Origin of the sequence: Actinoplanes sp. GCM10030250, assembly GCF_042666575.1 — a bacterium.
GTDB lineage: Bacteria > Actinomycetota > Actinomycetes > Mycobacteriales > Micromonosporaceae > Actinoplanes.
The window spans coordinates 528,121-541,316 of sequence record NZ_JBHTDO010000002.1 but is presented as its reverse complement, the minus strand read 5'-3'; the positions used below and the strand labels follow the sequence as shown (position 1 = coordinate 541,316).

Sequence of the window (13,196 nt, the reverse complement as noted above, 5' to 3'; positions counted from 1 at the left end):
GGCGGGCGGGGCGGGGCGGTCAGGGGTGGGTGGGGAGGTGGAGGATGACCTGGCCGTCGGGGGTCACTTCGATGCGGGGGTTGAGGGGGGTGGCGGCGTCGCGGTGGGCGGCGGCGGCCACTACCGCGGGGATGGTGGCGCAGTCGGCGATCTGGCGGAGGGTGCGCAGGGTGGGTGGCAGCATCGGCAGGTCGGTGGTGGAGGGGTCGATCCAGGCGGTGCCGTCGGCCTCGCCGGAGACGTCGCGGGCGGTTTGGGTGTCCGGGAGCAGGGCGGCGAAGAACCAGGTGTCGTAGCGCCTCGGCTCGAACTCGGGTGTGATCCAGCGAGCCCACGGGAGCAGCAGGTCGTCGCGCAGGCGCAGGCCACGGCGGTTCAGCAGGTCGGTCATGGTGAGGTCGCGGCGCAGTACGGCGGCTCGGTCGTCCTCCCAGTCCGCGGTGCTGACATCGGTGACGGTGCGGCCGGGCTGGTCGACGGGGCCGGCGAGCAGGATGCCGGCCTCCTCGAAGAGCTCGCGGGCCGCGGCGCCGACGATGGCTCGAGCCTGCGGATCCGGTACGCCGAGGCGGTCGGCCCAGTCGGTGCGGATCGTCGACGGGCTGTCGGACGGGTCGACTACGCCGCCGGGGAAGGCGTAGACGCCGCCGAAGACCATCGTGGTCGCGCGGCGCAGCACGTAAACCTGGAAGGCGCCGTCCTGGGGCTGGGCGGCATCGCTCTGCGGCTGAGAGGCGTCGCTGTGCACGCGGGAGGCGTCGTCAAGCGGCTGGGGCTGAGCGGTGTCGCTTTGCGGCTGGGGCTGAGCGGTGTTGCTTTGCGGCTGGGGCTGAGCGGTGTTGCTGTGCGGCTGGGCGGCGGCGCTGTGCGGACGGAGTAGGACGACTGTTGCGGCGGGGCGGGCTGGGGTGGGCGGGCCGGTGAACTCGCGGGCCCGCTTGATCATGGCGGGTGGCAGGACCATCGAGAAAGACGAGTCGGTCACCGGTCGATCCTGCCACCGGGGATGGTGGGAGCGATACCGTATCGATCATGAACGGACAGAACGTGCGCTGGGGCATTCTCGGGCCCGGCGGCATCGCCAGTACCTTCGCCGCCGATCTGCCGCTCGTGGCGGGTGCCGAGCTCGCCGCCGTCGGATCGCGCTCGCTGGCGACCGCTGAGGCGTTCGCCGAGCGGCACGGCTTCGCCCGCGCGCACGGCTCGTACGCGGAGCTTGCCGCCGACGACGGTGTGGACGTGGTCTACGTCGCGACGCCGCACGCCTTCCACCTGGAGAGTGCGCTGCTCTGCGTGGAGGCCGGCAAGGCGGTGCTGGTGGAGAAGCCGATCACCCTCGATCTTCCGTCGGCGGCGCGGCTGGTGCAGGCCGCCCGTACCCGTGGTGTGTTCCTGATGGAGGCCATGTGGATGCGCCTCAACCCGGCGATCCGCAAGATCGCCGAGATGGTGGCGGACGGTGTGATCGGCGAGGTGAGCGCGGTGCACGCGGATTTCGGTCTGCAGGGGCCGTTCGAGCCGTCGCACCGGCTGCGTGACCCGGCGCTGGGTGGCGGTGCGCTGCTGGACCTGGGTGTCTACCCGCTCCACCTCGCGGACCTGTTCCTGGGCTCACCCGTCAGGGCGCACGCGTGGGCGAAGCTGACCCCGGAGGGCGTCGACGAGAACACCGGTGTGCTGCTCGGTTACGAGTCCGGCGCGGTGGCCGCGCTGACCTGCAGCATCAACGGCAACAGTCGCAACGGGGCCTCGATCACCGGGACCGGCGGGCGGATCGACGTGCCGCCGGGGTTCATGGTGCCGCGGTCGTTCGTGCTGAATCGGCCGAACGGGGACGTGGAGGAGTTCGAGGTGCCGTTCGAGGGCAGCGGTTACCAGTTCGAGGCGGCCGAGGTGCAGCGGTGCCTGCTCGCCGGCGAGCTGGAGAGTCCGCTGCTGACGCACGACACGACACTGCGGGTGATGAACCTGCTCGACACGCTGCGCGACGAGATCGGCGTGACTTACGACCGGTGAGGCCGGCGGTCATGGGTGCGGCGGGCTGTCGGATGAGCGCGGCGGGCCAGTGGTCGTGGGTGTGGCGGCCTGTCGGATGAGCGCGGCGGGCCAACGGCGTCTCCCACCCGCCGGCCGGATCTCGCGGGCGGAAGAGAGCTGTGCGTCGGGCGTACGAAAAAAGCTTGTGAATGTCTTGGGAGATTGTCAGCCGAACAGCGGGCGGACCAGGAAATAGGCGACGCAGGCGATGAGTGCGGCGGCGGGGAAGGTGGTGATCCAGGCGATGATGATGTTGCCGGCGACGTTCCAGCGGACCGCGCTGAGTCGCTTCGTGGCGCCGACGCCCATGATCGCCGAGGTGATGGTGTGTGTGGTCGAGATGGGTGCGTGCAGGATCTGGGCGTTGAAGAAGAGCACCGAGCTGGCGACCGTCTCGGCGGCGAAGCCCTCGGCCGGGCCGAGGTCGATGATCTTGCGGCCCAGGGTGCGGATGATGCGCCAGCCGCCGGAGTACGTGCCGGCCGCGAGCACCGCCGCCGAGGTCCAGTAGACCCACTCCGGGATGTGGGTCGAGCTGTCCTGGAAGCCGCCGGTGTAGAGGGCGAGCACCACGATGCCCATCGTCTTCGCCGCGTCCTGCATGCCGTGCCCGATCGACATCGCCGCCGCTGAAACGGTCTGGGCCAGCCGGAAGCCGCGGTTCAGCTTGCCGGGCTGACCGCGCCGGAAGATCCACATGATCGCGACCATGACGATGAAGCCGAGCACGAGGCCGACCACCGGGGACACCACCATCGGGATGAGGACCTTCTCGAGGATGGTGTCCCACTGCACGGTGCCGCCGGAGGCGAAGAGGGTGGCGCCGACCAGGCCGCCGAAGAGTGCGTGCGAGGAGCTGGACGGCAGTCCGAAATACCAGGTGATGAGGTTCCACGCGATGGCGCCGAGCACACCGGCGAACACCACGCCCAGGCTGGGGATGCCGAGTGGCAGTTTGACCAGGCCGTCGCCGACCGTCTTGGCGACCTCACCGCCGAGGTGGGCGCCGACGAAGTTGCCGACGGCGGCCATCGCCAGCGCGACCCGGGGCGTGAGCGCGCGGGTGCTGACACTGGTCGCGATAGCGTTCGCCGCGTCGTGGAAGCCGTTCGTGTAATCGAACGCCATCGCGGCGAGGATCACCGCCAGGACGGCGACGAGTTCGGGGTCCAAGGCCTAGGACTCCTTGACCGCGATGGTCTCGACGGTGTTCGCCACGTGCTCGAAGGCGTCGCAGGCCGCCTCCAGCTCGTCGACGACCTCCTTCATCTTCAGCACGGTCAGGGCGTCGTACTCACCGGAGAAGAGGCGCACCAGCAGCATCCGGTAGGCCCGGTCGCCGTCGTTCTCGAGGCGGTTGATCTCGATCCAGTACTCCTCGAGATTCTTCATCGACCGCAGCCGGGGCATCGCGTCCGCGGTGATCTTCGCCTGCTGGTCGAGCACGGTGACCAGCTCGTGCATCTCGCGGGGCAGCGAGGGCAGGGCGGTCAGCCCGTAGAGGTAGAGCAGGTTGCCGGCCGCCTCCAGGTGGTCCATCACGTCGTCGAGCTGTGAGCCCAGCGAGTAGATGTCCTCACGGTCGAACGGCGTGATGAAAGTGGAGTTGATCTTCTTGTAGAGCTCGTGTGTGATCGAGTCGCTGTCGTGTTCCACATCGCTCAGCCGGTCGGCGACGGATTGGACGTCCACTCCGGGCAGTGCCAGCTCGTTGAGCAGCTCGGTGCCCTTCACCAGGTTTGCTGCGGCCTTGGTGAAGAGATCGTAGAAGGCGCCCTCGACGGGACGGAAGGAAAACTTCACGGCGCGGACCTCGATCGACGGGCTTGAAATGGATCTCCGGAAGGCATGCTATCGGTCCACGCTGGTTCACCCGTTCGCCACCTGCCTAAACAGGTTCGTGATGCCCGGTCCGCCGGGGTGCGTTGGGCCGGGGCGCGGTACGGCGTACCGCCCGGATCGGCAGGTGGGGTACCGGAGGTGTGCTGATCGGGTGCCGTCGCAGGTGCCTGGCGAGTCCGGCGTGGTCGGTGTCGGCGATCACGTCAACACCGGCGGCGCCCAGCTCGGCCCAGATCGCGGCCCGTGCCTTGCGGGAGCCCTCCGGGAGGCCGCAGAAGCGTACGGTACGCCCGTCCTCGTGCGCCGCGCGAACGAGTGCGTGCAGCTGGTGCCGCTCCTCGGCGGTGATCGGCTCGCGGCCGTCCCAGCCGAACCGCCGGCTCCACACCTCGCTGATCATCGGCACCAGGCTGGCCGGCGCCGACCGGGAGCCGAGGTCGTCGAAGCTGCCGTCGGCGAACGTGTACCGGTCGGGCTGGGCGGCCAGTAGTTCCCGGGCGTCGACGATGCCGGCGACGGTCACGGTCACGACGCCCGGCGTCAGCACGCTGTCGCGGCACTGGGTGAGCAGGGCGGCGTGGTCGCGCAGCTGCCGGTCGAGCATCCGGTACGCCCGCAGCAGCGCGTCGGTGTCCCGATTGTCCCCGCCGAACTCGACGACCAGCCGGAACGGCGCCTCCTGCTCGCGCCAGAGGCGGCCGCCACCCGCCTGCGCCCGGGTGAACAGCGGGGCGAGGACGAGCCGGCGCAGCGTACGGCCGGGTTGCGGTGCGCCGGCTCCGAGGAAGAGCTCGCCGTGCGGGCCGGGCACCACGCGTACGGTCATCCCGCCCAGCCGCAGCCGCAGCACGCCGGGCAGCGGATCGACGTCCGCGGCGCCGGTCAGAGCGTGCCCGGCGGTGATCCAGGGGCGGGACCGGCGGCGGACGGCGACCGAGAGCGCGCCGCCGGCACCGGCGAGCCCGGCGAGGCTGCCCGCGATTGTCGCCACGTCCTGCACGAAGCACCATCCGATTCGTACGTTTTGGGTGTTTATTACTGTGGCACAGGTGATACCCGCGATCCGGCAATCTGCCGCAGAATTCCTCTATGCCGTCCTCCACCACGGTCCAATTCGAGGCCCAGCGCTCCTATCTGATGGCCGTCGCCTACCGCATGCTGGGCAACCGGTCCGAGGCTGAGGACGCCGTACAGGAGGCCTGGCTGCGCTATGCGCAGCAGACGGCCGAGATCAGGGACGTGCGTGGCTGGCTGACGACGGTCACCGCGCGCATCTGCCTGGACCAGCTCAATTCAGCCAGGGTACGGCGTACCACGTACCCGGGCGAGTGGCTCCCCGCGTACGTGGTCGATCCGGACGCCGGCCCGGCCGCCCGCGCCGAACTGGCCGACGAGGTGTCCGTCGCCCTGCTCGTGGTCCTCGAACGGCTCACCCCCGAGCAGCGGGTGGCGTTCGTCCTGCACGACGCGTTCGCGGTCCCGTTCGAGGAGGTGGCGGCGGTTCTCGACACCACGCCGGCGGCCGCACGGCAGCACGCCTCCCGGGCCCGGCGCGCCGCGGCCGACGGGAACATCAGGCACACCGCCGGCCTGGCCGAACAGCGGCGTGTCCTGAGTGCCTTCCTCGCGGCGGCGCAGAGCGGGGACATGCAGACGCTCGCCGCCGTACTGGCTCCGGACGTGGTCACTATCGGTGATGGTGGTGGCGTGGTTCGTACCGCGCTGCGGCCGGTCCACGGCGCCGACAAGGTGGCCCGGTTCTGGGCCGGCCTGCTGCACCATCGGATGGCCGACGTGGTCGAGGCCAAGGTGGATCCGGTGCTGGTCAACGGCTCGGCCGGGGTGCTGCTGCGTGCGACCCGCGCGGGTGGCGAGAAGGTCCTCGCGGTGCTCGCCGTTGCGGTCGACGACGGCCGGATCACCGGCCTGTTCAACCAGCAGAACCCGGAGAAGCTGTTACTGGGTGACCTCTAGCAGGTGCTTGCGGTAGTGCGTCGCGAACGGCTCGGTGCCGTCGCCGAGCGCGACCATCAGGTGCCGGGCGGCCTCCTGGGCGTGGCCGACGAGGTCCTCCGGGTAGCCGAAGACCTTGCGGTGCTCCTCGAACTCGTCCTCGTCGCGCAGCTCGACCAGGCCGGACTCGCGGCGCCGGACCGCGTCCAGATCGAGGTCGATGATGTGGACGGTGTCACCCTCCCACCGCGCCGGCGTGGTGATGTCGCAATACACCTCGCTGGTCCGCGGCGGCGGGTTGAACATCCCGGTCCACCACGCGTGATGGGGCACGAGCAGGACGAACGGGATCTGCTCCACCGACGGGCGGCCGTGGTAGACCGAGGCCGTCCCGCGGGTCACGCCGACCCATATGCCCAGGTCGTCCTCGGCGAGACGACGTGCCGGATAGTCACGGTGAGCCGATCCGTCGTACTTCGTGTAGATCACCCGGACCATCTCACTCGGCATGAGGTGCACCCTAGCGGTGAGCCGGTTCTGTCGGTGGTGGCGGGTACGGTTCCTGCGTGCCCGCAGCTACCAAGAAAAAGGCGACCGCTGAAGAGATCCTCGCCGCGGCGGTCGGCGCGGTCCCCGGCGGGTCCGCCCGCCCCGGCCAGCAGGCCATGGTCCAGGCCATCGAGAAGGCCATCAAGGACCGGGAACACCTGCTCGTGCAGGCCGGCACCGGGACCGGGAAGAGCCTCGGCTACCTGACTCCCGCACTCCTCGTGGACGGGCCGGTGGTCGTCTCCACGGCCACCCTCGCCCTGCAGAACCAGTTGGTCGAGCACGACCTGCCCCGGCTGGCCCAGGCGGTCGAGCCGGTGCTCGGGCGCCGGCCCACCTTCGCCGTGCTGAAAGGCCGGCACCACTACCTCTGCACGGCGAAACTCGAACACGCCGACGAGGAGGCACCCACCGACACGCTCTTCGACAGCGCGCCGAAAACCGGGCAGTGGCTCGGCGAGGCGGGCAAGCTCGGCAAGCAGATCCAGCGGGTCCGCGCCTGGTCGGAGAAGACCCAGACCGGTGACCGTGACGAGCTGACCCCGGGCGTCGACGAGACGGCGTGGCGGCAGGTCTCCATGCCGGCGCGTGACTGCGTCGGTGCCGCCCGCTGTCCCTATGGTGCGGAGTGCTTCGCCGAGGCCTCCCGTGTCCGGGCCCGCGAGGCGGACATCGTGGTCACCAACCACAGCCTGCTCGCCGTCGACATGCTCGCCGACCGGCACATCGTCCCGCCGCACAAGCTGCTCGTCGTCGACGAGGCGCACGAGCTGGCCGACCGGGTCTCCTCGGCGGCGCAGGCCGAGCTCACCCCCGAGGCGGTCGAGCGGGCCGGCCGCCGCGCCCGCACGATGATCCCGCCCTCGGCCGCCGAGCAGATGGCAGCGGCGGCCGACGCCCTCACCGTGGGGCTCGCCGACGTGCCCGCCGGCCGGCTCACCAACGGCCTGCCCGAGCAGCTGCTGCTGGCCGTCACCCAGCTGGAGGCGGCGACCCGGTCCGGGCTCACCGCGATCGGCGACGTCAAGTCCGACGACCCCGACCCGGTCGGCAAGCAGCAGGCCAAGGCGGTTCTCGACGAGCTCTCGAGCACGTCGCAGCGGCTGCTCGAGGAGAACGCCTTCGACGTCGCCTGGGTGGAGAAATCCGACCTCGGCAACGGCCGCCGGGCCCTCGTGGTCGCCCCGCTCTCCGTCGCCGGCACCCTCGCCGACAACCTGTACTCCGACCGGACCGTCGTGGTCACCTCGGCCACCCTGACGCTCGGCGGCCGCTTCGACACGGTGGCCCGCTCGCTCGGCCTGCCCGCGGCCACTCCCGGCCCCGAGGGCACCCCCGCCTCCGGTGACGGCTGGACGTCGCTCGACGTCGGCTCACCCTTCGACTACCCGAAACAGGGCATCCTCTACGTGGCGTCCCACCTGCCCCGGCCTGCGATGTCCGGCCTGCCCCAGGCGGCCGGCGACGAGTTGCTCAAGCTGGTCGAGGCACTCGGCGGCCGGACGCTGGGGCTCTTCTCCTCCCGCAAGGCCGCCCTCCAGGCCGCCGAGCTGCTGCGCACCAAGACCGACCTGCCGATCCTCCTGCAGGGCGACGAGACGCTGCCGATCCTGGTCCGCAAGTTCCGGGAGGACAAAGCGAGCTGCCTCTTCGGCGTGATGTCCCTCTGGCAGGGCGTCGACGTGCCCGGCGACGCCTGCCAGCTCGTTGTCATCGACCGCCTGCCGTTCCCCCGCCCCGACGAGCCCCTGGCCGCCGCCCGCTCCGCCGCCGTCGACGCCACCGGCGGTTCCGGCTTCGCCTCGGTCAGCGTCCCGATCGCCGCGGTCCGCCTGGCACAGGGCGTCGGCCGCCTGATCCGCTCCACCGGCGACAAGGGCGTGGTCGCCGTCCTCGACTCCCGGCTCGAGACCGCCCGCGGCTACGGCGCCTTCCTGCGCAGATCGCTGCCCCCCTTCTGGTATACGACCAGGCAAGAGGTGGCGATCGGCGCCCTCAACCGGCTCGCCGGGAGCTGACCGTGCTGCAGATCGCCTGCACCTTCCTCGTCGACGCGTCCGGCGCCCTCCTGCTCCAGCTCCGCGACGACCAGGCGCCCTACTTCCCGAACGTCTGGGGCCTGCCCGGCGGATCGGTCGAGGAGGGCGAGACCCCGGCGGAGGGCGCGGCCCGCGAGCTGTGGGAGGAGAGCGGTCTGCGGTCCTCGGTGCCGTTGCGGTTGTTCGCCCGTCAGGAGCTGCCGGAGCAGGGCCGCGTGAAGTTCTACTTTCACGGCTCGACGGATGCCCACCAGTCGGACGTGGTGCTGGGCGAGGGCGCGGCGATGGTGTTCGTGCCGGCGGGGGAGGTGCTGGGGCGGCCGTTCACGCCGGGCACGGCCGAGATGATCGGGCGCTTCCTGACCTCCCCGGAATACGTCTTCGGGGAGGACGACGAGTGAGGCGCGGCGATGTGTGGGTTCGTTCCCGGCTCGGGCATGACACGCCTGTGGTCGTTGTGGGTCACGATGCGCTGGCTGGCATGGAGGCCGTCGACGTGGCGTTGCGGGCGGCGCTAGATCCTTGAGGTCGGCATGTCACCATGGCTGCCGTGACGGGGCCTGAGTATGGGTATCCGCCGTCGGGCGGGACGGCGCCGGCGCGGCGGCGGCGGTGGCGGCTTGCCGCAGTGGCTGGTGGGTGGGCTGTGCTGCTGCTGGCGGGTGTGTTCTGGTCGGTGGAGAAAGATCCGGCCACGGTGCCTGAGCAGCGCGACATCGGGCAGGCGGCGCCGGAGGTGCGGCGGGCCACGGGTGCGCTGGTCGCGGCGGCGCAGGATGAGCGGTGGGTGGTTCGGCTGGGGGCGTTCCGGCTGGAGGACTGTTCGCTCAACCCGGTCTGGAAGGGGCGGCGGGCCGGGCGGGACGTGACGCTGTATGTGCCTGAGGGTGAGGCGCGGGCCGCTCTGGAGGGGATCGCTGAGCGGCTCCCGGAGGGCTATGGCGCCGGGGTCGGTGCGGCGCGCGGGGGGACTCGGCTTTCGTTCTACGCGGACGCCGGTGAGCTGATCGCCATCGACGCCGAGGCTCTGTCCACCGATCAGGTGCTCACGGTGCGCGTCGACTCCGGGTGCCGGCCGCCTACCGGGACCGTCGACGAGGACGATCCGGATCCGGGGGCGGTGCCGGAGATGGTGGCCAAGCTGGGAGCGGAACCGGACGTCTACTCGGTGACCTGCCCGGACGGTGGAACGGCAGCCACTTTCGAGGTCGACGGCGGCCCGGCGGCACCCGACGGCGGCGCGAACGGGCTGCCTGAGGGGACTACTCCGGTGTGGTCGGAGCCGGGCGGGTGGGCGTACCGGATGGGGTCGAACTCGGTCGTGACCACCACCGAGGGTGGGCGGCTCACGGTGAGCTTGACCACCCCCTGCGGGGGCCAATAAAGGAGGCAATAAAGCGGAGGTCAGTAGACCAGCGCCTGCGCACCCTCCGACATGATCTCCTCGACGAAGACCGCGGCACCGGCGATGCGGATGCCGGGAAGCACATCGCCGGGGCCGATGTCGCGCCGCGCGGCGCACTGTGTGCAGGCGGTGACCCGGCCCGCGGCGAGCAGCGCTTCGAGGAGGTCGGGCAGCGGTGCGGCGTGCGGCAGCTCGAACTCGGCGGCCCGGCCCGGCAGGGCGAACCACGTCGATTCGCCGGTGAGCCAGAACGAGATGTCCACGCCGGACGCGGCGGCGGTGCTCGCCACGGTGAAAGCCTGCGAACAGCGCTCCGGGGCGTCCGCACCGGCGGTGGCCTTGACGACCAGCAAACGTGCCATACGGGCCAGCATAGGATGGGCGCGATGGTTACGGAGATCGGGTTCGTGAGCTTGCTGGTGGCTGCGCTGGGCGCGCTGGCCGGCGGCTTCGGTTACCTTGCGGTGCGCATTTCGAGGGGGCGTTGGTGAGCAGCGAGGAGGCGGCGTTGGCGAGCAGCGAGGCGGAGAACCCACTGGGACCGCCGCCGTGGCTCAATGCTCCGCCGGTCGAGCGGTACCCGTACGAGGACACCCACGACCTGCGTTCCGGCCCGGACCTGCATCCTGCGCTGCTGGGTCTGCTGCCGTTCGTCGGTCTGTGGCGCGGTCGCGGCCAGGGTGGTTTCCCGGCGGACGAGGACTACGACTTCGGCCAGGAGATCCGGATCAGCCACGACGGCCGGGACTTCTTGAGGTACGAGTCACGCGCTTGGCTGCTCGACCCGGAGTCGAAGCCGCTGGGCAGGGCGTTGACCGAGTCCGGGTTCTGGCGGCCGGTGCTGGTCGACGGCCGGCCCGGTGACGAGATGGAAGCCACCATGATCCGTCCGGACGGTGTGGCCGAGCTGTATCTGGGCAAGGCCGCGACGACCCGGCTGGAGATGGCGGCGGACGCGGTGGCGTACACGCCGTCGGGCCTGCACGTGACCGGTGGGCACCGGCTCTTCGGCATCGTCGAGGGCGCCCTGCTGTACGCCCACGAGATCGCCGTCGAGGACAGCGGCCTCAAGCCACACATGTCGGCACGGCTGCTCCGCATCGGCGGATAAAAGAGGCGGGAAGCTAGAACCCCAGCAGCTCGAGGAGACGGGGAGTCCAGGGCGAACGCGCCCGGGGCACCCCGTCCAGGCTGATCACCTCAGCGAGCCCGCGCACCGAGGACGCCAGCCAGACGGCGTCCGCCGCGACGAGTTCCGGGAGGGTGACCATCCGCTCGGCGGCCGCCAGGCCCACCGAGGGTGCCATCGACAGCAGGTGTGCCGCGGTGATCCCGGGGAGGATGCCCGCCTCGGCCGCCGGGACCGTGCACAACGTGTCGCCGGCGAGCCACACTATCGACGAGGTCGGAGCTTCCAGCCCGTACCCCTCGATGGAAAGCCAGACCACGTCCTGCGCCCCCTGCCGCGCCGCCCAGCGCCGCGCCGCGAAATTGCTCGCGTAGGAGAGCGACTTGGCCGCCGAGATGGACCACGGTGGGGTGTACCCGGCGGCGACGCCGAGGCCGGCGCTGATCACCCGGATGCCGTCCCGGCGTTCCGCGAGCACGCTGTCCGGGATGTCCGAGACGCTCACGTGCAGCAGACCGCTTCGGGTGTAGAGAATGCGCATCATCTGTCCGGAGTGGCCGCCCGACAGCTCGGGAAGATCCGGCAGCTCGGGCAGATCCAGCAGGGCGGCGGATCGCCTGAGGCGGGACAGGTGGGCGCCGAGGAGCCACGGGCCGGACGGTCGCAGGTGCAGGGTCTCGAAAACCCCGTCACCGAGCAGGTCGGCGGGCGGGACGAGGATCCGGTCGGTCACCAGTCAGAAACTAGCGAACTATGCTCGTAAGCGTGTCCGCCACATCGCTTGCCGCCATGCTCCGTGAGCGTGGTCTGCGGCTGACCCCACAGCGTCAGCTGATCCTCGAAGCGGTGCACGAACTCGGTCATGCGACCCCGGAGTCCGTGCACAACGCGGTCCGTGAGCGGGCTGCCGGCGTCAACATCACCACGGTCTACCGGACTCTGGAGCTTCTCGAGGAGCTCGGCCTGGTCAACCACACCCACCTGTCGCACGGTTCGCCGACCTATCACGCGGCGGGTGAGGATCAGCACGTCCATCTGGTCTGCCGGTCCTGCGGCTCGATCGCCGAGGTCGATCCGGCGGTGATGCTGCCGGTCACGACCCAGCTGCGTGACGAGCGCGACTTCCGGGTGGACGTCGGCCACGTCTCGTTGTTCGGTATCTGTGGCCAATGCAAAACCGGCGACGGCAAGGAGCCCGCGTGAGCACCATCATGATCGAGGACCTCGATCTTCAGTCCGCCGACGCCGGCGTTCCGGCACACTTCGGCGACCCGATGCGCGAGCAGCGCCTCCTCGAGACGGCCGTCGGCCTGGTCGACCGGTCCAACCGTGACGTCATCGCCGTGCCCGGCGACGAACGCGCGAGCTGGCTGCACACGCTCACCACTCAGCACCTCTCCGGCCTGCGGAAAGACCAGGGCAGCGAGCTTCTGGTGCTCTCGCCGCACGGGCACGTCGAGCACCACGCGCTGGTCACCGAGGACGGCACCACGGCCTGGCTGGACACCGAGCCGGGCGCGGGCGCCGGCCTGCTGAGATACCTCGAGATGATGCGGTTCTTCACCCGCGTCGAGCCGCGTGAGGCGACCGGCGAGCTGGCAGTGCTGTCGCTGGTCGGCCCGGGTGCGGCCGATCTCGTCCCGGGCCTCGGCGAGCCCCGGGTGGGCGAGGTGCCGGGCGCGAAATTCGCCGCCGGGTCCGTTCCTCCCGAGCCGACGAGCCTCTATTCCGTACGGGAATTCGAAGGTGGCCTGGCCCGCCGAGTGCCGCTCGGTGTGGACCTGCTCGTGCCGCGTGTCACCAGGACAGCCGTGATCGAGAAGCTCGGGGTGCCGCGGGCGGGGCTCTGGGCGTACGAGGCGATCCGCGCGGCTCGCCGCATCCCGCGTCTGGGCTGGGAGACCGACCACCGGACCCTGCCGTCCGAGGCGGGCTTCCTCGCCTCCGGGGTGCACCTGGACAAGGGCTGCTACCGGGGTCAGGAGACTGTCGCCCGGGTGCACCACCTGGGCCGGCCGCCGCGCCGCCTCGTCCTGCTCCACCTGGACGGCGTCGCCTCCGACCACCCGCCGGCCCGGGGCACCGCTGTCGAGCTCGATGGCCGGACGGTCGGTTTCGTCGGCACCGCGGTGCGCCATCACGAGCTCGGCATGATCGCGCTGGCCGTGGTGAAGCGCAACGTGGCCGACGACGCCAGGCTCACCGTGGGGGAGTCGGCCGCCGCCATCGACCTGGAATGACG

Annotated in this window: 16 protein-coding genes; 9 read left to right on the top strand and 7 right to left on the bottom strand. The window is 70.9% G+C overall.

Annotated elements, in window-relative coordinates:
• Positions 1 to 19: 19 nt before the first annotated feature.
• Positions 20 to 985, bottom strand: coding sequence for an NUDIX hydrolase (locus ACFQV6_RS05780; protein WP_378026248.1), 966 nt, complete (start codon positions 983 to 985; stop codon positions 20 to 22).
• A gap of 47 nt (positions 986 to 1,032) precedes the next feature.
• On the opposite strand from ACFQV6_RS05780, the gene ACFQV6_RS05775 reads away from it, so the two are divergent.
• Complete coding sequence (locus tag ACFQV6_RS05775) at positions 1,033 to 2,016, top strand: Gfo/Idh/MocA family protein (protein WP_378026247.1); 984 nt, start codon at positions 1,033 to 1,035, stop codon at positions 2,014 to 2,016.
• A gap of 186 nt (positions 2,017 to 2,202) precedes the next feature.
• Here ACFQV6_RS05775 and ACFQV6_RS05770 read toward each other — a convergent pair whose 3' ends face one another.
• The 3 genes from ACFQV6_RS05770 to ACFQV6_RS05760 all read right to left on the bottom strand — a co-directional run bounded on the left by ACFQV6_RS05770 (position 2,203) and on the right by ACFQV6_RS05760 (position 4,870).
• Positions 2,203 to 3,210, bottom strand: a complete 1,008-nt coding sequence (locus tag ACFQV6_RS05770; protein ID WP_378026246.1) for an anion permease — start codon at positions 3,208 to 3,210, stop codon at positions 2,203 to 2,205.
• A gap of 3 nt (positions 3,211 to 3,213) precedes the next feature.
• Positions 3,214 to 3,840, bottom strand: a complete 627-nt coding sequence (locus ACFQV6_RS05765; protein ID WP_378026245.1) for a DUF47 domain-containing protein — start codon at positions 3,838 to 3,840, stop codon at positions 3,214 to 3,216.
• An 85-nt stretch (positions 3,841 to 3,925) separates the two neighbouring features.
• The gene (locus ACFQV6_RS05760) at positions 3,926 to 4,870 is read right to left on the bottom strand and encodes a hypothetical protein (protein ID WP_378026244.1); all 945 of its coding nucleotides are present in this window, start codon (positions 4,868 to 4,870) and stop codon (positions 3,926 to 3,928) included.
• A 98-nt stretch (positions 4,871 to 4,968) separates the two neighbouring features.
• Between ACFQV6_RS05760 and sigJ the strand changes: the two genes are divergently transcribed.
• Entirely contained in the window at positions 4,969 to 5,853 is an 885-nt protein-coding gene (gene sigJ / locus ACFQV6_RS05755; RefSeq protein ID WP_378026243.1) for an RNA polymerase sigma factor SigJ, read from the top strand.
• Here the strand turns inward: sigJ and ACFQV6_RS05750 are convergent.
• A complete protein-coding gene (locus ACFQV6_RS05750) occupies positions 5,836 to 6,342 on the bottom strand; it encodes a DUF402 domain-containing protein (RefSeq protein WP_378026242.1) in 507 nt (168 codons plus the stop codon). The genes sigJ and ACFQV6_RS05750 overlap by 18 nt on opposite strands.
• A gap of 56 nt (positions 6,343 to 6,398) precedes the next feature.
• Between ACFQV6_RS05750 and ACFQV6_RS05745 the strand changes: the two genes are divergently transcribed.
• The 3 genes from ACFQV6_RS05745 to ACFQV6_RS05735 all read left to right on the top strand — a co-directional run bounded on the left by ACFQV6_RS05745 (position 6,399) and on the right by ACFQV6_RS05735 (position 9,804).
• Positions 6,399 to 8,399 carry an ATP-dependent DNA helicase gene (locus ACFQV6_RS05745; RefSeq protein WP_378026241.1) on the top strand — a complete coding sequence of 667 codons (2,001 nt, stop codon included), beginning with the start codon at positions 6,399 to 6,401 and terminating at the stop codon, positions 8,397 to 8,399.
• A 2-nt stretch (positions 8,400 to 8,401) separates the two neighbouring features.
• Positions 8,402 to 8,821, top strand: coding sequence for an NUDIX domain-containing protein (locus tag ACFQV6_RS05740; RefSeq protein WP_378026240.1), 420 nt, complete (start codon positions 8,402 to 8,404; stop codon positions 8,819 to 8,821).
• Positions 8,822 to 8,970: 149 nt separating this feature from the next.
• Positions 8,971 to 9,804, top strand: a complete 834-nt coding sequence (locus tag ACFQV6_RS05735; protein ID WP_378026239.1) for a hypothetical protein — start codon at positions 8,971 to 8,973, stop codon at positions 9,802 to 9,804.
• A gap of 20 nt (positions 9,805 to 9,824) precedes the next feature.
• Here the strand turns inward: ACFQV6_RS05735 and ACFQV6_RS05730 are convergent, their stop codons facing one another.
• Positions 9,825 to 10,199, bottom strand: coding sequence for a DsrE family protein (locus ACFQV6_RS05730; protein ID WP_378026238.1), 375 nt, complete (start codon positions 10,197 to 10,199; stop codon positions 9,825 to 9,827).
• A 12-nt stretch (positions 10,200 to 10,211) separates the two neighbouring features.
• Between ACFQV6_RS05730 and mtfM the strand changes: the two genes are divergently transcribed.
• Both mtfM and ACFQV6_RS05720 read left to right on the top strand, forming a co-directional pair.
• Positions 10,212 to 10,316: a small membrane protein MtfM gene (mtfM, locus tag ACFQV6_RS05725; RefSeq protein ID WP_041830316.1), complete on the top strand. Its 105-nt coding sequence runs from the start codon at positions 10,212 to 10,214 to the stop codon at positions 10,314 to 10,316.
• Positions 10,313 to 10,936 carry an FABP family protein gene (locus ACFQV6_RS05720; protein WP_378026237.1) on the top strand — a complete coding sequence of 208 codons (624 nt, stop codon included), beginning with the start codon at positions 10,313 to 10,315 and terminating at the stop codon, positions 10,934 to 10,936. The genes mtfM and ACFQV6_RS05720 overlap by 4 nt, the downstream gene beginning before the upstream one ends.
• Positions 10,937 to 10,949: 13 nt before the next feature.
• Here the strand turns inward: ACFQV6_RS05720 and ACFQV6_RS05715 are convergent, their stop codons facing one another.
• Positions 10,950 to 11,687 (bottom strand): aminotransferase class IV, encoded by a 738-nt coding sequence (locus ACFQV6_RS05715; RefSeq protein WP_378026236.1) that lies wholly within the window; start codon positions 11,685 to 11,687, stop codon positions 10,950 to 10,952.
• A 20-nt stretch (positions 11,688 to 11,707) separates the two neighbouring features.
• On the opposite strand from ACFQV6_RS05715, the gene ACFQV6_RS05710 reads away from it, so the two are divergent.
• Both ACFQV6_RS05710 and ACFQV6_RS05705 read left to right on the top strand, forming a co-directional pair.
• Entirely contained in the window at positions 11,708 to 12,157 is a 450-nt protein-coding gene (locus tag ACFQV6_RS05710; RefSeq protein ID WP_378026235.1) for a Fur family transcriptional regulator, read from the top strand.
• An 8-nt stretch (positions 12,158 to 12,165) separates the two neighbouring features.
• Positions 12,166 to 13,194, top strand: coding sequence for a YgfZ/GcvT domain-containing protein (locus tag ACFQV6_RS05705; RefSeq protein ID WP_378026277.1), 1,029 nt, complete (start codon positions 12,166 to 12,168; stop codon positions 13,192 to 13,194).
• The last annotated feature ends 2 nt before the right edge of the window (positions 13,195 to 13,196 follow it).